Raw genomic sequence first — 15,398 nt, forward strand, 5'->3', positions numbered from 1 at the left:
CTCCGCGCCGCCCTCGCGCGATCAGCGCGAGTAGTACTCGACGACGAGCTGCTCGCGGATCTCCGGCTCGTTGAGATCCTCGCGGATCGGCGCGCCCTTGATCGCGCCGGTGAACGCCGCGCGGTCCACGTCGATCCAGCTCGCGACCGGGCGCTTGTCCGCGCCGCCGATGGAGGCGAGGACGCTCTTGAACTTGCGCGCCCCCTCGGTGAGCTCGACCCGGTCACCCGCCCGAACGACGTAGCTCGGGATGTCCAGCCGCTTGCCGTTCACGTGCACGTGCCCGTGCCGGACGAGCTGGCGCGCCTCGGCGCGGGACGAGCCGAAGCCCATCCGGTGCACCACGTTGTCGAGCCGCCGCTCCAGCAGCCCGAGCATCTCCTCGCCCGTCCGGCCCTTGCGCCGGTTGGCCTCCTGGAAATACCCGCTGAACTGCCGCTCGAGCACGCCGTAGATGCGACGCACCTTTTGCTTCTCGCGCAGGCGCACGGCGTACTCGCTCAGCTTGATGCGCCCCTGGCCGTGCTGGCCGGGGGGATACGGGCGCCGCGTGTACGCGCACTTCTCGGAGTAGCACCGCTCGCCCTTGAGGTAGAGCTTCATCCCCTCGCGGCGGCAGAGCTTGCAGACCGGACCAATGTAGCGAGCCATCGTGAATTACCTCAAACCCTGCGCCGCTTGGGCGGCCGGCAACCGTTGTGGGGGATCGGCGTGACGTCGCGGATCAGCGTCACCTTGAAGCCAGCGGTCTGGAGCGCACGGAGCGCGCTCTCGCGCCCGGCCCCCGGCCCCTTCACGAACACGGCGACCGAGCGCATCCCGTGCTCCTGCGCCCGGCGCGCCGCCTCTTCCGCCGCGAGCTGCGCGGCGAACGGCGTCGACTTGCGCGATCCCTTGAAGCCGCGAGCGCCAGCGGACGACCACGCAATCGCGTTGCCGTTGATGTCCGTGATCGTCACGACCGTGTTGTTGAAGGTCGACTGAATGTGCGCGATGCCCGCGGAGACATTCTTCTTGACCTTCTTCTTCTGCTTGGCCTTCGTTGTAGCGGCAGCCGTCTTCGCTTGCGCCATGGCGTCCTAATCCCCGCTCGTCACTTGGTCGCGGCAGGACGCCGCTGCAACATGCCCTTGCGCGGTCCCTTCCGGGTGCGCGCGTTCGTATGCGTCCTCTGCCCGTTCGCCGGGAGCCCGCGCCGGTGGCGGAGCCCTCGGTAGCAGCCGAGGTCCATGAGCCGCTTGATGTTGAGCTGCACCTCGCGCCGCAGGTCGCCCTCGACCTTGTACTCGGCGTCCAGGAGGTCGCGGATCGCCTTCACCTCAGCATCGCTGAGCTCCTCGACCCGCTTGTTCTGCGGAATGTTGGTCTTCTCGCAGATTTGCAAGGCGAGAGTCCGCCCGATGCCGAACAGGTACGGCAGGGCGTAGGCGACATGCTTCCGACGCGGGAGATCGACACCAGCGATACGAGCCATGGTTACTCCAAACCGAAACGGGGGCGGGCTTCCGCCGAAAGAGCTAGTTCCCCTGGCGCTGCTTGTGGCGGGGGTTCTCGCAGATGATCCGAACGACACCACGCCGCCGGACCACCTTGCACTTGTCGCAGATCTTCTTGACGCTCGGGCGCACCTTCACGGGGAGCCTCCAGATTCCTCAAAAAACTACGTTACTTGTGCCGGTACGTGATCCGGCCTCGGCTCGGGTCATACGGCGAGACCTCGACGGTCACGCGGTCGCCCGGCAGGATCTTGATGTAGTACTGCCGCATCCGGCCGCTGATGGTCGCGAGGACGCCGAGGCCGTTGTCCGCCTTCACGCGAAACATGGCGTTCGGCAGGGCCTCTTGAACCACGCCGTCGAACTCGAGCTTGTCGCCCTTCGGTTCCTTCGGCGGTCTGGTCTGATTCTTACGCCTCATTCTCCACCCGAGCCCGGCCGGCCAATGGCCGACAGCACCCTGTGCGTCACGTCTTCAGGCTTCCCGACTCCATCGACGCGATGCAGCAGCTTCTTCTGCTCGTAGAACGGAAGAAGGGCCGCCGTCATCGCCTCGTAGGCGTCGAGACGCTTTGCAACAGCCTCGGGCCGATCATCGGCCCGATGCTCTAGCTCCGCACCGGGGGGCGGCGGATTATAGACGAGATGATATATCTGTCCACTGCGTTTGTCAGTTCGGCGATGGATCAGCCGTTCCTCGAGCAGGGGACGCGCCACGTCCAGCTGGATCACCGCATCAATCCGCTTGCCGCCCTGGTTGGCGCTGGCCAGCAGCTCGTCGAGCGCGTCTGCCTGGGGCACAGTCCTCGGAAATCCGTCCAGCAGGAAGCCGGCGCTGCAGTCGGGCTCGGCCGTCCTGCGCGCGATGAGGCCGATGACGGCCTCATCCGGCAGGAGTCCGCCAGAGTCCATGATGTCCAGATAGCGCTTCTCCAAGGTCCCCGACCGCTTTGCCTCGCGCAGCATGTCGCCGGTCGAGATTTGCGGGATGCCGAAGCGTGCGCACAGCAGCTTCGCCTGCGTACCCTTCCCAGCTCCAGGAGGCCCCACCAGAACCAAGATCATTTGCCCTCCATCACGCTTCCGGGAGCCTGCGGCCCCGGATGCGGGTGGCACCGGGGCCCGTCAGCCCCTCGTAGCTCCGCGTGATCAGGTGCGCCTCCAGCTGGTTCACGGTGTCGAGCGCGACGCCGACGACGATCATGAGCGACGTGCCTCCGAAGCCGAAGGGGACACGCAGCAGGTTGCCGACGATCGAGGGCACCACGCACACCGCGGCGACATAGAGCGCGCCGCCCACGGTGATCCGCTGGATCACGCGGTGAATGTAGTCCGCCGTCTGCTTGCCTGGCCTGATCCCGGGGATATTTGCCTGTTGCTTCTTCAGGTTCTCCGCGACGTCCACCGGCTGGAACGTGACGTTCGTGTAGAAGAAGCAGAAGAAGATGATGAGCAGCGCGTAGCCGGTGTTGAAGACCCAGTCCCCCCGGTTGATGATCGCCTGAATCTGCTCGGCCCCGGGGACGTTCATGTTCGCGAGCGTCTGCGGGAACATCAGCAGCGACGACGCGAAGATGGGGGGGATGGTCCCGGCCGTGTTCACCTTCAGCGGCAGGTGCGCCGTCTGCCCGCCGTAGACGCGGCGACCGACCTGGCGCCGCGAGTACACGATCGGGATCTGACGCCTGCCGTTCTCGAAGAACGCGATGACGGCGATGACGAACACGATGAACGCGACGATCGCGGCCATCGTCAGGGGCTGGAGATCGCCGGCGTTCTGGGCGAAGTAGTTGCCGATCTCCTGCGGGACGCGCGTGACGATGCTCGCGAAGATCAGGAGCGAGACGCCGTTCGAGACGCCGCGCTCCGTGATCTGCTCGCCAATCCACATCAGGAACGCGGTCCCGGTCGTCAGCGTGATGACCGTCATCAGCTGAAAGCCGATGCCGGGGTGGTTCACGATCCCGGCCCCGGTCTCGCTGCTCGACAGGCCCTCGAGCATCTTCGCGATCGAGAAGGCCTGGAACAGCGAGAGCGCGACCGTGCCGTACCGCGTGTACTGATCGATCCGCCGGCGACCCTGCTCGCCCTCTTTCCGCAGCTCGTCGATGGGCTTGTAGACCATGCCCATGAGCTGCATGATGATCGAGGCCGAGATGTACGGCATGATCCCGAGCGCGAAGATCGACAGGTTCTCCAGCGCGCCGCCCGAGAACATGTTGAAGAAGCTCAGGAGCCCGCCGGACTGCTTCGCGACGTACTGGCGCATCGCGTTCCGGTCGACACCGGGCGTCGTCACGAAGACGCCGACCCGGTAGACCGCGAGCATCACCAGGGTGAAGATCACGCGTCGCCGGAGCTCGGGGATCTTGTGGAAGTTGGTGATTCCCGCGAGGCTGGCCATAGGCGATCCTGGACTCCGGCTTGGTGGGTGCGCGTGCGCGCTGACTACGAGGACGAGGAGTCCGTCGAGTTGCCCTGGGGTGCAGGCGCCGCGAGCACGACCGCCTTGCCCCCCGCCTTCTCGATCTTCTCGACCGCTCCCTTGGAGAAGCGGTGCGCCGTCACCGTGAGCTTCTTCGTGAGCTCACCGTCGCCGAGGATCTTCAGCACGTCGAACCGCCCCTGCACGAGGCGGCGCTCGTGGAGCGCGATCAGATCGACCTGGGCGCCATCGTCGAACGCCTCGAGGTCGCCGACGTTGACGTTGACGACGATGTCCGCGAGCGGGTTGCGGAAGCCACGCTTCGGGAGGCGACGCTGGATCGGCGTCTGCCCGCCCTGAAAGTGCTTCTTGTTGATGTTGCCGCCGGCTCGCGCCTTCTGCCCTTTTTGTCCGCGGCCAGACGTCTTGCCGACGCCCGACCCCACGCCACGGCCAACGCGGAGCCTCTTGGTTACGGCGCCCTCAGGGGCTTGGAGCTTAGAAAGAATGTCCATGTTTCACACTTCCGTACGCGGCGACTCCGCTGGAATGACGATCTCGCTTCTCAGGCCTTCGAGGAGGTCGCTCCGTCGGCGACCTCCTCGACCTCGACGAGGTGGAGGACCTTCTTCACCATGCCACGGAACGAGGGCGTGTTCGCGACGACCACCACGGACCCCGGCCCACGCAGGCCGAGCCCCTTGATGATCTTGCGGGTGTGCTCGACCTGGCCGATGTTGCTGGCCTTCTGACGTACCCGGAGCTTCACTGCGAGCCTCCTTCACCGCCGCCGCTCGGTGCACCACCGCCGCTGCCCGGCTTCCCGGGGGGCGGCGCCACGCTCGCGCGCCGTCGACCCGCGGTGTTCGTGCTGCCGCGGCGCTGGTAGTCGAGCGAGTCGAGCTGCATCGACCGCTTCCCGGCGACGCTCTCCGGGCTCTTCAGCCCACGGAGCGCGGCGACGGTCGCGTGCACGACGTTGTGCGGGTTGCTCGTGCCGAGCGACTTCGACAGCACGTCGTGGATCCCCGCCGACTCGACGACGGCGCGCACCGCGCCGCCGGCGATGACGCCCGTCCCAGGGCTGGCCGGCTTCAGCAGGACCTTGCCCGCCCCGACGTGGCCGAACGAGTCGTGCGGGATGGTCACGCCGTCCAGGGGAATGCGGAACAGGTTCTTGCGAGCCTGATCGTTCCCCTTGCGGATGGCCTCCGGCACCTCGTTGGCCTTGCCCAGGCCGATGCCCACGTGCCCCGCTTCGTCGCCCACCACGACCAGCGCCGAGAAGCTGAAGCGCCGGCCGCCCTTGACGACCTTGGCGACGCGGTTGATGTGGATGACTCGCTCTTTCAGCTTCTCTTCGTCGACATGATCGAACGCCATAACCGTCCTCTATCACGTTCTCCGCCGCGGCAGTTGACCGCGCCCGCCGCCCTCACCATCAGGGCAGCGGCTGTGGGAGTCAGAAATCGAGACCTGCCTCGCGCGCCGCCTGGGCGAGGGCGCTGACGCGCCCATGATACAGATAGCCGTTGCGGTCGAAGACGACCTTGTCGATCTGCCTCTCCTTGCAGATCCTCGCGATCAGAGCCCCGACCTTCTTCGCCGCCTCGACCTTGTTGTCCTCGTCGAGGGAGCCCTTGAGGTCCTTCGACAGCGTCGAAGCGTGGGCGAGGGTCTTGCCGCTCACGTCGTCGATGACCTGCGCGTAAATGTGCTTCGAGCTGCGGAAGACGCTGAGGCGCGGGCGCTCCGGCGTCCCCTCGACCTTCTTGCGGATGCGGAGCTTCCGGCGCTCCCGACCGACGATTTTCATGCCCATGACCGTCTCGTCCCTCGGTGCAGCGGCGAACACGCCGCCGCTCGCCTTTACTTCTTGCCGCCCTTGCCGGCCTTGCCAGCCTTCTCCCGCACGCGCTCGCCGCGGTAACGGACGCCCTTGCCGCCGTACGGCTCCGGCGGCCTGAAGCCACGGATCGTCGCGGCCGTCTGCCCGATGAGCTCCTTGTCCGCGCCCGTCAGGATCAGGACGGTGCCCTTCGAGTCCGCCGGGATCGTCGCCGTGAGCCCCGTGGGCACCGGGAAGGTCACCGGGTGGGAGAAGCCGAGGGCGAAGTTCAGCGTCGTGCCCTTGAGCTCGACGCGATAGCCGGTCCCCTTGAGCTCGAGCGTCCGCTCGTAGCCCTCCGCGACGCCCTTCACCATCGCGGCCACGAGCGCCCGCGTGAGGCCCTGGAGGCGCGACGCGTCGCGCCCCGGCGCCACCGAGCTCACGTGCAGCTTGCTGCCCTCGAGCTTGATGTCCACCTTGTCGGTGATCGCGCGCGAGAGCTGGCCCTTCGGGCCCTTGACGTCGATCTTCCGGCCGTTGACGGTCGCGGTGACCCCCTTCGGCAGGTCGATCGGGCGCTTGCCAACGCGCGACGTCTTCGGAGCGAGCCGGCTTTCACCGTTCGCGGGCTGGGCTGCGTTCGCCTGAGCTTCCATCACCACACCTCGCAGATCAGCTCGCCACCCATCTTGAGACGGCGCGCATCCCTGTCGCTCATGAGCCCGCGGGACGTGCTCAGGATCGAGATCCCGAGCCCGCTGAACACGCGCGGGATCCTGTCGTGACGCACGTACACGCGGCGCCCGGGGCGGGAGACGCGGCGCACGCCGTCGATCGCGCTCTGTCGATCGCGCCCGTACTTGAGCACGATCGTGAGCTTCTTGGGACCCTCGCCCTCGGTCTCGCGCACGTCGGCGATGAAGCCCTCGGACTTGAGGATCTCCGCGACCGCGGCCTTGATGCGGCTCGCGGGGACCTCGGTCCTGTCGTGCCGCGCGAGCGCCGCGTTGCGAATGCGGGTCAGCATGTCGGCGATGGGATCGGTCATCATAGAATCACCAGCTGGCCTTGATCACACCAGGGAGCTCACCACGGAGCGCGAACAACCGAAGGCAGACGCGGCAGAGCTCGAAGTCGCGGTAGTAAGCGCGCGCGCGCCCGCACACCTTGCAACGGTTCTTGTGCCGCGTAGAAAACTTCGGCGGACGGTTCAGCTTCGCAAACTCTTTTGCACGGGCCATCGAAAATCCCTCAATGCCGGAACGGGATGCCAAGCTCGGTCAGGAGCGCGCGTCCTTCTTCGTCCGTCTTCGCCGTCGTCACGAACGAGATGTTGAGCCCCTTCACGACGTCGATCTTGTCGTAGTCGATCTCAGGGAAGATGATCTGCTCGCGCAGGCCCATCGTGAAGTTGCCCTTGCCGTCGAACCCCTTCGGGCTCACGCCCTTGAAGTCGCGAACGCGCGGGAGAGAGAACGCGATCAGGCGATCGACGAACTCCCACATCCGCTCGGCACGCAGGGTCACCATCACGCCGATGGGCAGGTTCTCGCGCAGCTTGAAGGTCGCGATCGACTTCCGGGCCCGGGTCACCACCGGCTTCTGGCCGGAGATCGCCCGCATGTCCTCGACGGCGGAGTCGATGATCTTCGGGTTCTGCACCGCGGCGCCGAGCCCCATGTTGATGACCACCTTCTGCAGGCGGGGCACCATCATCGGGTTCTTGTAGCCGAACTTCTTCGCGAGCGCGGCCGTCACGCTCTTCCTGTAGTGCGTGCGGAGCCGCGGCGCGTAGTTCGGGTCGCGCGGGCGCTCCTCGACCGGCCCGGAGGCCTCGGCCTCGGCGCCCTTGGCCTTCGCGCCCTTGGCTTCCTTGCTCTTGGCGGGCGCCTGCGGCTTGGCCTGCTGCGGCTTGGGCTTGTCCTTGCCCTTGCCGGCGTCCTTGGCCGCCTTGTCCTTGTCCTTCTTGTCCGCCATGGCTAGCCCACACCGATCGCGCTGCCGCTCTTGCCGACGCGCGTCTTCTTGCCGTCCTCACCGACGCGCACCTTCACGCGCGTCGGCTTGCCCGTCGCCGGATCGACCGGCATGACATTCGAGGCGTGAATCGGCGCCTCCTTGGTGATCTTCCCGCCCTCCTGGTTGCGCGGCGTGGGCCGCTGGTGGCGGGTCACCGTGTTCAGGCCTTCCACGACCACGCGATCCTCGTCAGCGAGGATCTTGGTGATCCGGCCCTGCTTCCCCTCCTCCTTGCCGCTGATGACCTGCACGAGGTCACCGACCCTGAGGCGCTTCATCAGAGGACCTCCGGAGCGAGAGAGATGATCTTCATGAACTTCTTCGCGCGGAGCTCACGAGCGACCGGCCCGAAGATACGGGTACCGATCGGCTCCTTCTCCTTGTTGATGAGGACCGCGCTGTTCCCGTCGAACTTGATGTAGCTGCCGTCCGAGCGCTGGTACTCCCGGGCGGTGCGGACGACGACGGCGCGCGCCGTCTCGCCCTTCTTCACCTTGGTGCCCGGCAACGCCTCCTTGATCGAGACGACGATGACGTCGCCGAGGGCGGCGTACTTGCGGCGCGAGCCGCCGAGCACCTTGATGCACTTCACGATTCGGGCGCCGGAGTTGTCCGCGACCTCGAGATGCGTCGACACCTGGATCATGGCGCTACTCCTCCACCGGGCGGGCAACGAGCTTGGTCACGAGCCACCGCTTGTCGCGGGAGATCGGCCTGTGCTCCGTGATCTCGACGCGATCGCCCACCTTGTACTGGTTCGTCTCGTCGTGCGCCTTGTAGCGCTCCCGCTGACGGACGTACTTCTTGTACACAGGGTCGAGCGCGTTCCGGATGACCTCGACGGTGACCGTCTTGTTCATCTTGTTGCTGGTCACCTTGCCGACCAGCTTGCGCCGGAAGCCGTGCGCCTTCGCCTCGGTCTCGGCCTGCGCAGGCGCCGCGGCTGCCAGCTCGGGCGCCGCAGCGGCCGGCTGCTGGGTCTCTGCCTTCTTCTTCGCCATGGCTACGCCTTCTCCTCGGCACGCGCGCGCTGCGTGAGGATCGTCTTCACCCGCGCGAGGTCCCGCTTCGCCTTGCGGATCGTCGCCGTGTCGTTCAGCCGGTTCGTGAAATTCTTGAACCGCGCCTCGAACAGGCCCGCCGCCAGAGACTTCTCGAGCTCGCGCAGGTGCTCGGTGGTGCGTTCACGCAAATCCTTCGCCTTCATCGCCTACCTCACGTCAGCCCGCGGGCGAGGAACTTGCACTGCATCGGGAGCTTGTGCGACGCGAGGCGGAACGCCTCCTTCGCAGTCTCCTCGCTCACGCCGCTGATCTCGTACATCACGCGGCCCGGCTGCACGAGCGCGCACCACTCCTCGGGCGCGCCCTTGCCCCCACCCATGCGGACCTCGAGCGGCTTCTTCGTCACCGGGCGGTCCGGGAAGATGCGGATCCAGAGCTTGCCCGCGCGCTTCACGTGCCGCTGGATCGCCATACGAGCCGCCTCGATCTGCCGCGAGGTCACGCGGGCAGGCTCGACGCACTGGAGCGCAAAGTCGCCGAAGGAGACGTCGCTGCCCGTCATGGCGAGGCCGCGGTTGTTCCCCTTCTGCATCTTGCGGAACTTGGTTCGCTTCGGAGACAGCATTCTGCAATCCCTCTACTGGATCCGGCGCGCCTTACGCTGCAGGACCTCGCCCTTGAACATCCAGACCTTCACGCCGATGATGCCGACCTTCGTCTTCGCCTCGGCCAGGCCGAACTCGATGTCGGCGCGGAGCGTGTGCAGCGGCACCCGGCCCTCGCGGTAGGTCTCGACGCGGCTCATCTCGCTGCCACCGAGCCTGCCGGCGCAGCGCACGCGGATGCCCTTCGCGCCGAACTTCATCGCGGTGGACACCGCCTTCTTCATCGCCCGGCGGAACGCGATCCGGCGCTCGAGCTGCGTCGCGATGTTCTCGGCGACGAGCTGCGCGTTGGTCTCGGCCTTCCGGACCTCCTGCACGTCGATGAACACCTCGTTGTCGGTGAACGACGACACGCCGGGGAAGAGCGTCTCACCCTTGGAGGCGGTGCCGACGTTCCCGCTCTTCAGCGTCTCGATGCCCTTGCCGCCCTTGCCGATCACCATGCCGGGGCGGGCGGTGAAGACGATCACCTTCGCGCGGTTGGCGGCGCGCTCGATCTCCACGCCGGCGATGTTGGCGTTGTAGAGGTACTGCTTGATCGCGCGCTTGATGCGGATGTCCTGGTGGAGCCACTTCTGATACGCAGCGCCGTCCTCGTACCACTTGCTGCTCCACGTCTTGATGACACCGACGCGGAAGCCATACGGATGGGTCTTCTGTCCCATATCGGCAGGTCCTCTACTTACTTTCTCTCGTCGACTTCGATGACGATGTGCGACACGCCCTTGGTGATCCGGGTCGCACGGCCCATCGCGCGCGGCCGCCAGCGGCGGTTGAACTTGTTCGGCCCCTTGTCGACGGTGGCCTTGCTGATGAAGAGCGCGTCGATGTCGGCGCCCGCCTGCTGGGCGTTCGCGACCGCGCTCTCGATGATCTTCCGCAGGACGGGGGCTCCGCTCTTCTGCGTGAACGAGAGCAGCTGGATCGCCTCGTCCGCGTCGCGACCTCGAACGAGATCGGCGATCATGCGAGCCTTGCGCGGGGCGATCCGCGAAAACATCGCACTGGCTTTGCTTACCATTCGAGACACCTCGCGACACCGGCGGGCGGAGTTACTCCGTACCGGGTTTCGGTTCGCTGCGAACCGGTTGCACCGTCGTACGCTTCCGGTCCCAGCCCGACGTCCATCGACGTGGGCCCCCTTCGCGTCACCGGGGGGGTTCCCGCGGCGGCCGAAGGGGCGGAGCTGGGATCGAAGCGCCGTTACGGCTCTTCTACTGGGAGACCGGGAGGACACCCGATCGCCCGGGAAAACGGAGCGCGGTGATTACCAGCGGGAGGGGCGGTACGCAAGCGCGATCCTTCCGCTCCCTTTCAGTTTGTTTCGCGCGTCCCCGCGGGCTGAGCAGCTTTTCAGATCCTCCTGAACGGACGTGGGGAGGGTCCGGGCACGCCGGGCCTGGTGCCCGGGCAGGCGGACGGACGAGCGCGAGGCCGAAATCTGTTCTTGACACTGACGAAATGCACCTGAAACAAGCTGTCGACGTCGGCCTGAGCCGTCGGCGGCGGAGGTGCACCCCCGGAGCGTCGGCGTCGGACGGCTGGACCAGGCCGAAGAGCAGGATTGCGTGGGGAATAGGGGAGCCCCAGGTTCAGTCGAACGCACCAGGCCGTGGAACTCTTCCCTGACATTGTAGGAGGCAACGTGACCATGCTTGCTCGCCATCGCCATTCTTTCCTCGCGCTTACCTTCCTCTTGCCCGCCATCTACACCGGCTGCGTCGTGACCACGGAGGGCACCGACAACGAGGTGGACCAGACGGTCGGACCCGGCGTCACCCACGGGTCCACGACCAGCGGCGGCCAGGGCGGCGACGGCGGCGACGGCGGCCAGGGCGGCGACGGCGGCGACGGCGGCGACGGCGGCGACGGCGGCCAGGGTGGCGACGGCGGCGACGGCGGCCAGGGCGGCTCCGGCGGCAGCGACGCGTGCATCGAGGCGTCGGACGGCGACCTCACGGTCGCGGCCTGTGACGAGCTCAACATCTCGCCTGCGCAGGGGGCGACGAGCCAGTGCGGCGCGAACCGCGACGAGGACCCGATCGGCTACGGGCTCTGCAAGCACGGCTTCGCCGTCTTCTCCCCGGGTCACGCCGCGGACCTCTGGGACTGCCTGAGCGACATCGGCGTGGAGCGGGCGTGCGATGTGGATCCCGTTCAAGCGTGCATGAACCGCACGTACGCCAACGCGTGCCCGCACCAGGCCGACGAGATCTGCGACACCATCTCCGGCTTCTGCGACGCCGGCACGTTCGACCCCGCCAAGTGCGCGGCTCAGATGAACCCCCTCAACGGAGATGCAACGGACGATCTCGTCGCGTGCATGAACGACAACCCGAATGTCTCCTGCCAGGAGGCTTACGACGCATGCTACGAGGAGATCATGGCCTTCGACTGACCCGGCCGCCGCCACGGGTGCACGGCCTGCGCGCCCACCGTGCTCGCTCTGCTCTCGCCGTTCTTTTCCCCTGGCATTCGACGCACACCAGATGACCTCTGGGCCCCTCACCAGCTCACACCCACCTTAGCGCCCCGGGGCGCGCACCCTCTCATGTAGGCCCGTTCGGGGAGCCCCCGAGCGCGGTATTCGGTTGCAAAAAAGATCGCGGGAAGGGATCCTCGGCTCCTCCGTGGCCAAGGACTCCTCCCGCCCGCGCCTGGCAGCCCCCGTTCCGCGATCGCCGGGGGCGCGTCCATTCGGCGGTGGAGCGCTGCTCGGCGTGCTCGTCGCGTCGGCCGGCTGTGCTCCGGGGTCGACGACAGCGGAGCAGATCACGCCGCGCCTGATGGTGCGCGCCTCGCTCGAGGGGACCGCCGCAGTCCCGACGGAAAGGCGCATCAAGGCCAAGGAGAGCGCGCTCGCTGCCGTCAAGGACAGCGCAACGCTCGCGTCGGGGATGGAGACCGAGATCGGCGCCATCCCGACGTCCTCCTCGACGGCCAGCGCGCGCTGCCCCGCGGAGATGTCCCTCGTCGACGATCGCGTGTGCGTCGACCGCTGGGAGGGCGCTCTGGTCGAGGTGACGCCCAGCGGTGAGCGCCCCTGGTCGCCCTACGATCCGATCGACGGGAACGAGCGCCGCGTCCGCGCCGTGTCCTGGCAGGGGGTCATCCCCCAAGGCTACATCAGCGGGCGGCAGGCCAAGCTGGCGTGCGCGGCATCGGGCAAGCGCCTGTGCACCTCGGAGGAGTGGGTGACCGCCTGCCGAGGGCCGGACGACACGGCGTTTCCCTACGGCGCGCTCCGCCAGCAGGGCGTGTGCAACGATGACGAGCGACGGGTTCACCCCGTCGCCGAGATCGCGGCGCTGCTCGACATCAAGCCCGAGGAGCGCTGGACGACGGCGATGAACAACCCGCTCATCAACCAGCTGTCCCAGGCGCTGCTCCCGACGGGCGAGCGCGCGGGATGCACCAACGCCTACGGCGTGTTCGACATGGTAGGCAACCTCCACGAGTGGGTCGATGATCCGAGCGGCACCTTCCGTGGCGGCTATTTCATGGACACGGCGCGCAACGGCGAGGGCTGCAAATATGCCACGACCGCCCACTCGTTCGGCTACCACGACTACTCGACGGGCTTCCGGTGCTGCATGGATCCGGAGCAGGCCGACTAGTGCTGGCCGCGCGGCGTGCGGCCGGCGGTGGCGCAGACGCTAATCGAACGCGGAGCTCGGGGCGATTCAGCGGGGAGACAGGGCGATCGCCGCGCGCGCATCTCTCCGTGACGCGACGGACGCTCCGGCACGACGGCTCGGGCGCGGCGCGGGCGAGCGTGCGAGTCGTGGAGAAGCCAGGGCCGCCGCGCAGCAAGCCACGGCGACACCAACGAAGAGATTGCCGATGCTCGACTCCATAGTGAGCGCGCCCACGCGGCGCCGCGCCGCTGCGACCGCCCTTGCCGCCCTGACGGCCCTCCTGGCGCTCGGTTGCGGGAAGAAGGAAAAGGCAGCGCCCATCACCGTCCCGCCGCCCCCGGGCGCGGCGTCCTCGGATGAGCTCACCACCGCCATTGGCCAGGCGCGTGGCATCGATTCGGCGCTCGCGCCGTCGTCGACCCGATGGCGACGGGCGTTCGTGCTCGATGAGAGGCGAGCCGTGGTGACAGGAGAGGTCGAGAACGAGGCGATCGCGCTCGTGACCGAGAACGCAGGCCGGACCTGGCGATCTCTGCGGCGCGTCCGCGAGGGGTGGTCGACCTGGTCGGTCGGCGGAGACGGCGCCACGGTGCTCACCACCGGTCCGCGCGGCCCGGCTCTCCCGACGGAGACACGCGGGAATCGAGGGACGCCGTCCGCGCTGGACCCGCCGAGCCTCTTCTTCGCTCCGTTCGAGGCGACCGACCTGTCGGCGCCTTCACCGGTCACGCTACCCGCGCTGAGCCGCGGAGCGCGGCCGCTGGTGAACGCCGTGCCCGCGGTGCTCTCCGCCGAGAGCGCCGCGCTGCTCGTGGAGCCCAAGCCTCGGCACGCGACCCTCGTCTATGCGGGGCCGGCGGGCGCCGAGCCGGTGCCTGCCGTCCCGCTCCCCACGCAGGAACAGGCGCTGCCCGTGCCTTATGGCCGCCCACCGATGCTCCTGTCGGTGCGCGGGCGCAACCTCCTCGTGCGGCCCGTCCCCGCGCCGGGGAAGCCGCTCGACGCACCGAAGAGCATCGAGGGACTCGCGATGACCCCAGCGGCCATCGCCGCGCTCTCCGCGACACCAGCATGCGATTTCACCGGCTGGTCGATCCAGCTCGTTCCTCAGCCGCCCGACAAGACCGCCGTGGTCGCCGTCTCCGCTGCCCAGACAGCCGTGCTGAAGCTCCCGGCGAAAGCCCCGCCTAGAGCGTCGGTCGGCTGCGCAGCCGACCGGATCATGGTCGAAGTCATGACGCCCACAACCGGAGAGCGAACGCTCGCGACCTGCACCCTCCAAGGCACCTGCGTCATCGCCGAGAAGCCGCCCTTCCGACCCTGGCTGGAGCCGCATGAACGGTCTGTCGCCCTGGCGCCCACACGCGAAGGCGTCACCGCAGTGCTGACCTCCCGCGCGGCAGCGCGATGGGGGCTCTATATCGCGCTATCGCCGGAAGTGGGTAAGATCTACGACGTCCCCAGGGTAATCGGAGAAGCCACGGGCGAGCGCGGCCGTATCGAGCTCGGAACCCTCCTCTCGTTCGGAAACCGACTCTTGATGCTCCTCCAAGCGGACGTCACCGGGACATCGCGCCGCGGCTGGTACGTCGCGGCCTCCGATGATGGCGGGCTCACTTGGAGCCCGCCCTGAGCTCCGTCTCGAACGGGACAGTCATTCCAAACGCGGCGCGTCAGCACAGCTTGCATTCCATCTGATGCTGACGTGCACGGTGGTCCCCAGACCTACTTCGGAGGAGCGGCAGCCGGAGCGACGCGCTTGCGGCCCTTGGCGCTCGGCTTCTTCACGACAGGCGCAGGCCCAGCCGCGGTCTTGCGCGCGTTCGCGCTCGCCTGCTCGGCGGTCTTCGCGTCGCCTGCATAACGGGCGAAGCGACGGTCGCCACCCTGGAAAATCCGCTTCTCCAGCTTCAGCTCCTTCAGCGCGGCGGCGGCGCGGGTCTGCGGGATACCCGCCTGCTTCGCCACCTCGCTCGCGCTGACGCCTGAGCTCGCTTTGACGACGCGCTCGACGGCATCCAGCGTCTCCTGACGCTCCGCCGAGGCGGCCGGCGACTTGCGCGGGCGACCAGGCCGACGCTTCGGCGCGGCGCCGCGCTTGGCCGCGACGGAAGACGTTTTGGACTGGACCGCTCCAGCAGCGCGGGCGCGCGCGCGGCTGCGGCGCGGCGCCGCAGGAGGAACCAACGGCGCTTCCCCTGTCACGGCGCCCAGCTGATTCTTGACGAGCGCGAGGATCGCCTCGTCCGGCATTTTCCGCACGAGGTTTACAATCTGCTGTGAAAAGGCGTCCGTTGCCATGTGCTCTCCCTCGTCGCCG

25 protein-coding genes and 1 pseudogene are annotated in these 15,398 nt (G+C 67.7%); 3 read left to right on the forward strand and 23 right to left on the reverse strand.

Annotation, left to right across the window (positions count from 1 at the left end; all coding sequences use genetic code 11):
- Positions 1-21 precede the first annotated feature (21 nt).
- The 22 genes and pseudogenes from rpsD to rplV form a co-directional block, all read right to left on the reverse strand.
- The gene (rpsD, locus tag WMF22_RS43315; RefSeq protein ID WP_012240546.1) at positions 22-651 is read right to left on the reverse strand and encodes a 30S ribosomal protein S4; all 630 of its coding nucleotides are present in this window, start codon (positions 649-651) and stop codon (positions 22-24) included.
- A gap of 11 nt (positions 652-662) precedes the next feature.
- A complete protein-coding gene (gene rpsK, locus WMF22_RS43320; protein ID WP_272102128.1) occupies positions 663-1,073 on the reverse strand; it encodes a 30S ribosomal protein S11 in 411 nt (136 codons plus the stop codon).
- A gap of 20 nt (positions 1,074-1,093) precedes the next feature.
- Positions 1,094-1,474: a 30S ribosomal protein S13 gene (gene rpsM / locus WMF22_RS43325; protein ID WP_012240548.1), complete on the reverse strand. Its 381-nt coding sequence runs from the start codon at positions 1,472-1,474 to the stop codon at positions 1,094-1,096.
- Between the two features lie 43 nt (positions 1,475-1,517).
- Entirely contained in the window at positions 1,518-1,634 is a 117-nt protein-coding gene (gene rpmJ / locus WMF22_RS43330) for a 50S ribosomal protein L36 (RefSeq protein ID WP_012240549.1), read from the reverse strand.
- Between the two features lie 31 nt (positions 1,635-1,665).
- Complete coding sequence (gene infA / locus WMF22_RS43335; protein WP_012240550.1) at positions 1,666-1,917, reverse strand: translation initiation factor IF-1; 252 nt, start codon at positions 1,915-1,917, stop codon at positions 1,666-1,668.
- Positions 1,914-2,561: an adenylate kinase gene (locus WMF22_RS43340; protein WP_437295773.1), complete on the reverse strand. Its 648-nt coding sequence runs from the start codon at positions 2,559-2,561 to the stop codon at positions 1,914-1,916. The genes infA and WMF22_RS43340 overlap by 4 nt, the downstream gene beginning before the upstream one ends.
- Before the next feature lie 10 nt (positions 2,562-2,571).
- Complete coding sequence (gene secY, locus WMF22_RS43345) at positions 2,572-3,900, reverse strand: preprotein translocase subunit SecY (protein WP_437295774.1); 1,329 nt, start codon at positions 3,898-3,900, stop codon at positions 2,572-2,574.
- Between the two features lie 44 nt (positions 3,901-3,944).
- On the reverse strand, positions 3,945-4,436 hold the full coding sequence (rplO, locus tag WMF22_RS43350) for a 50S ribosomal protein L15 (protein ID WP_012240553.1): 492 nt from the start codon (positions 4,434-4,436) through the stop codon (positions 3,945-3,947).
- Between the two features lie 50 nt (positions 4,437-4,486).
- Positions 4,487-4,690, reverse strand: a complete 204-nt coding sequence (rpmD, locus tag WMF22_RS43355; RefSeq protein WP_437295775.1) for a 50S ribosomal protein L30 — start codon at positions 4,688-4,690, stop codon at positions 4,487-4,489.
- A 134-nt stretch (positions 4,691-4,824) separates the two neighbouring features.
- A pseudogene (gene rpsE, locus WMF22_RS43360) lies at positions 4,825-5,304 on the reverse strand (30S ribosomal protein S5); the annotation flags it as partial.
- A gap of 79 nt (positions 5,305-5,383) precedes the next feature.
- Positions 5,384-5,743, reverse strand: a complete 360-nt coding sequence (gene rplR / locus WMF22_RS43365; RefSeq protein ID WP_012240556.1) for a 50S ribosomal protein L18 — start codon at positions 5,741-5,743, stop codon at positions 5,384-5,386.
- A gap of 47 nt (positions 5,744-5,790) precedes the next feature.
- On the reverse strand, positions 5,791-6,408 hold the full coding sequence (rplF, locus tag WMF22_RS43370; protein ID WP_437295776.1) for a 50S ribosomal protein L6: 618 nt from the start codon (positions 6,406-6,408) through the stop codon (positions 5,791-5,793).
- The gene (gene rpsH, locus WMF22_RS43375; protein ID WP_012240558.1) at positions 6,408-6,803 is read right to left on the reverse strand and encodes a 30S ribosomal protein S8; all 396 of its coding nucleotides are present in this window, start codon (positions 6,801-6,803) and stop codon (positions 6,408-6,410) included. Before rpsH ends, rplF begins: the two co-directional genes overlap by 1 nt.
- Before the next feature lie 4 nt (positions 6,804-6,807).
- Positions 6,808-6,993 carry a type Z 30S ribosomal protein S14 gene (locus tag WMF22_RS43380; protein WP_012240559.1) on the reverse strand — a complete coding sequence of 62 codons (186 nt, stop codon included), beginning with the start codon at positions 6,991-6,993 and terminating at the stop codon, positions 6,808-6,810.
- A gap of 10 nt (positions 6,994-7,003) precedes the next feature.
- Complete coding sequence (gene rplE / locus WMF22_RS43385) at positions 7,004-7,729, reverse strand: 50S ribosomal protein L5 (protein WP_437295777.1); 726 nt, start codon at positions 7,727-7,729, stop codon at positions 7,004-7,006.
- A gap of 2 nt (positions 7,730-7,731) precedes the next feature.
- Entirely contained in the window at positions 7,732-8,049 is a 318-nt protein-coding gene (rplX, locus tag WMF22_RS43390) for a 50S ribosomal protein L24 (protein WP_272102121.1), read from the reverse strand.
- Complete coding sequence (gene rplN, locus WMF22_RS43395) at positions 8,049-8,417, reverse strand: 50S ribosomal protein L14 (RefSeq protein WP_012240562.1); 369 nt, start codon at positions 8,415-8,417, stop codon at positions 8,049-8,051. Before rplN ends, rplX begins: the two co-directional genes overlap by 1 nt.
- A gap of 4 nt (positions 8,418-8,421) precedes the next feature.
- Positions 8,422-8,721: a 30S ribosomal protein S17 gene (gene rpsQ / locus WMF22_RS43400; protein ID WP_044970145.1), complete on the reverse strand. Its 300-nt coding sequence runs from the start codon at positions 8,719-8,721 to the stop codon at positions 8,422-8,424.
- A 53-nt stretch (positions 8,722-8,774) separates the two neighbouring features.
- Entirely contained in the window at positions 8,775-8,978 is a 204-nt protein-coding gene (gene rpmC / locus WMF22_RS43405) for a 50S ribosomal protein L29 (protein ID WP_012240564.1), read from the reverse strand.
- Positions 8,979-8,986: 8 nt separating this feature from the next.
- A complete protein-coding gene (gene rplP / locus WMF22_RS43410) occupies positions 8,987-9,400 on the reverse strand; it encodes a 50S ribosomal protein L16 (protein WP_012240565.1) in 414 nt (137 codons plus the stop codon).
- Positions 9,401-9,412: 12 nt separating this feature from the next.
- Positions 9,413-10,105: a 30S ribosomal protein S3 gene (gene rpsC, locus WMF22_RS43415; RefSeq protein WP_020740980.1), complete on the reverse strand. Its 693-nt coding sequence runs from the start codon at positions 10,103-10,105 to the stop codon at positions 9,413-9,415.
- Between the two features lie 17 nt (positions 10,106-10,122).
- Positions 10,123-10,461 (reverse strand): 50S ribosomal protein L22, encoded by a 339-nt coding sequence (rplV, locus tag WMF22_RS43420; RefSeq protein ID WP_012240567.1) that lies wholly within the window; start codon positions 10,459-10,461, stop codon positions 10,123-10,125.
- A gap of 630 nt (positions 10,462-11,091) precedes the next feature.
- Here rplV and WMF22_RS43425 point away from each other — a divergent pair.
- The 3 genes from WMF22_RS43425 to WMF22_RS43435 all read left to right on the forward strand — a co-directional run bounded on the left by WMF22_RS43425 (position 11,092) and on the right by WMF22_RS43435 (position 14,711).
- Positions 11,092-11,838, forward strand: a complete 747-nt coding sequence (locus WMF22_RS43425) for a hypothetical protein (protein ID WP_438037328.1) — start codon at positions 11,092-11,094, stop codon at positions 11,836-11,838.
- Between the two features lie 322 nt (positions 11,839-12,160).
- Positions 12,161-13,057 (forward strand): SUMF1/EgtB/PvdO family nonheme iron enzyme, encoded by an 897-nt coding sequence (locus tag WMF22_RS43430; RefSeq protein WP_437295778.1) that lies wholly within the window; start codon positions 12,161-12,163, stop codon positions 13,055-13,057.
- A gap of 220 nt (positions 13,058-13,277) precedes the next feature.
- Complete coding sequence (locus WMF22_RS43435; protein WP_438033532.1) at positions 13,278-14,711, forward strand: hypothetical protein; 1,434 nt, start codon at positions 13,278-13,280, stop codon at positions 14,709-14,711.
- A 92-nt stretch (positions 14,712-14,803) separates the two neighbouring features.
- Here WMF22_RS43435 and WMF22_RS43440 read toward each other — a convergent pair whose 3' ends face one another.
- Positions 14,804-15,379 carry a hypothetical protein gene (locus WMF22_RS43440; RefSeq protein ID WP_012240571.1) on the reverse strand — a complete coding sequence of 192 codons (576 nt, stop codon included), beginning with the start codon at positions 15,377-15,379 and terminating at the stop codon, positions 14,804-14,806.
- Between the last annotated feature and the right edge of the window lie 19 nt (positions 15,380-15,398).

This window comes from Sorangium sp. So ce204 (assembly GCF_051526795.1).
GTDB lineage: Bacteria > Myxococcota_A > Polyangia > Polyangiales > Polyangiaceae > Sorangium > Sorangium cellulosum_B.

What these genes read in the sequence shown, in the direction of transcription:
- rpsH (WP_012240558.1), bottom strand. Translation starts at nt 6,803, where the DNA reads ATGATGACCGATCCCATCGCCGACATGCTGACCCGCATTCGCAACGCG.
- WMF22_RS43380 (WP_012240559.1), bottom strand. Translation starts at nt 6,993, where the DNA reads ATGGCCCGTGCAAAAGAGTTTGCGAAGCTGAACCGTCCGCCGAAGTTT.
- WMF22_RS43340 (WP_437295773.1), bottom strand. Translation starts at nt 2,561, where the DNA reads ATGATCTTGGTTCTGGTGGGGCCTCCTGGAGCTGGGAAGGGTACGCAG.
- rplV (WP_012240567.1), bottom strand. Translation starts at nt 10,461, where the DNA reads ATGGTAAGCAAAGCCAGTGCGATGTTTTCGCGGATCGCCCCGCGCAAG.
- rpsK (WP_272102128.1), bottom strand. Translation starts at nt 1,073, where the DNA reads ATGGCGCAAGCGAAGACGGCTGCCGCTACAACGAAGGCCAAGCAGAAG.
- rpmC (WP_012240564.1), bottom strand. Translation starts at nt 8,978, where the DNA reads ATGAAGGCGAAGGATTTGCGTGAACGCACCACCGAGCACCTGCGCGAG.
- WMF22_RS43440 (WP_012240571.1), bottom strand. Translation starts at nt 15,379, where the DNA reads ATGGCAACGGACGCCTTTTCACAGCAGATTGTAAACCTCGTGCGGAAA.
- rpsC (WP_020740980.1), bottom strand. Translation starts at nt 10,105, where the DNA reads ATGGGACAGAAGACCCATCCGTATGGCTTCCGCGTCGGTGTCATCAAG.
- rpsM (WP_012240548.1), bottom strand. Translation starts at nt 1,474, where the DNA reads ATGGCTCGTATCGCTGGTGTCGATCTCCCGCGTCGGAAGCATGTCGCC.
- rplN (WP_012240562.1), bottom strand. Translation starts at nt 8,417, where the DNA reads ATGATCCAGGTGTCGACGCATCTCGAGGTCGCGGACAACTCCGGCGCC.
- rplP (WP_012240565.1), bottom strand. Translation starts at nt 9,400, where the DNA reads ATGCTGTCTCCGAAGCGAACCAAGTTCCGCAAGATGCAGAAGGGGAAC.
- rpsD (WP_012240546.1), bottom strand. Translation starts at nt 651, where the DNA reads ATGGCTCGCTACATTGGTCCGGTCTGCAAGCTCTGCCGCCGCGAGGGG.
- WMF22_RS43425 (WP_438037328.1), top strand. Translation starts at nt 11,092, where the DNA reads ATGCTTGCTCGCCATCGCCATTCTTTCCTCGCGCTTACCTTCCTCTTG.
- rplX (WP_272102121.1), bottom strand. Translation starts at nt 8,049, where the DNA reads ATGAAGCGCCTCAGGGTCGGTGACCTCGTGCAGGTCATCAGCGGCAAG.
- rplR (WP_012240556.1), bottom strand. Translation starts at nt 5,743, where the DNA reads ATGGGCATGAAAATCGTCGGTCGGGAGCGCCGGAAGCTCCGCATCCGC.
- rplF (WP_437295776.1), bottom strand. Translation starts at nt 6,408, where the DNA reads ATGGAAGCTCAGGCGAACGCAGCCCAGCCCGCGAACGGTGAAAGCCGG.
- infA (WP_012240550.1), bottom strand. Translation starts at nt 1,917, where the DNA reads ATGAGGCGTAAGAATCAGACCAGACCGCCGAAGGAACCGAAGGGCGAC.
- rplO (WP_012240553.1), bottom strand. Translation starts at nt 4,436, where the DNA reads ATGGACATTCTTTCTAAGCTCCAAGCCCCTGAGGGCGCCGTAACCAAG.
- rplE (WP_437295777.1), bottom strand. Translation starts at nt 7,729, where the DNA reads ATGGCGGACAAGAAGGACAAGGACAAGGCGGCCAAGGACGCCGGCAAG.
- secY (WP_437295774.1), bottom strand. Translation starts at nt 3,900, where the DNA reads ATGGCCAGCCTCGCGGGAATCACCAACTTCCACAAGATCCCCGAGCTC.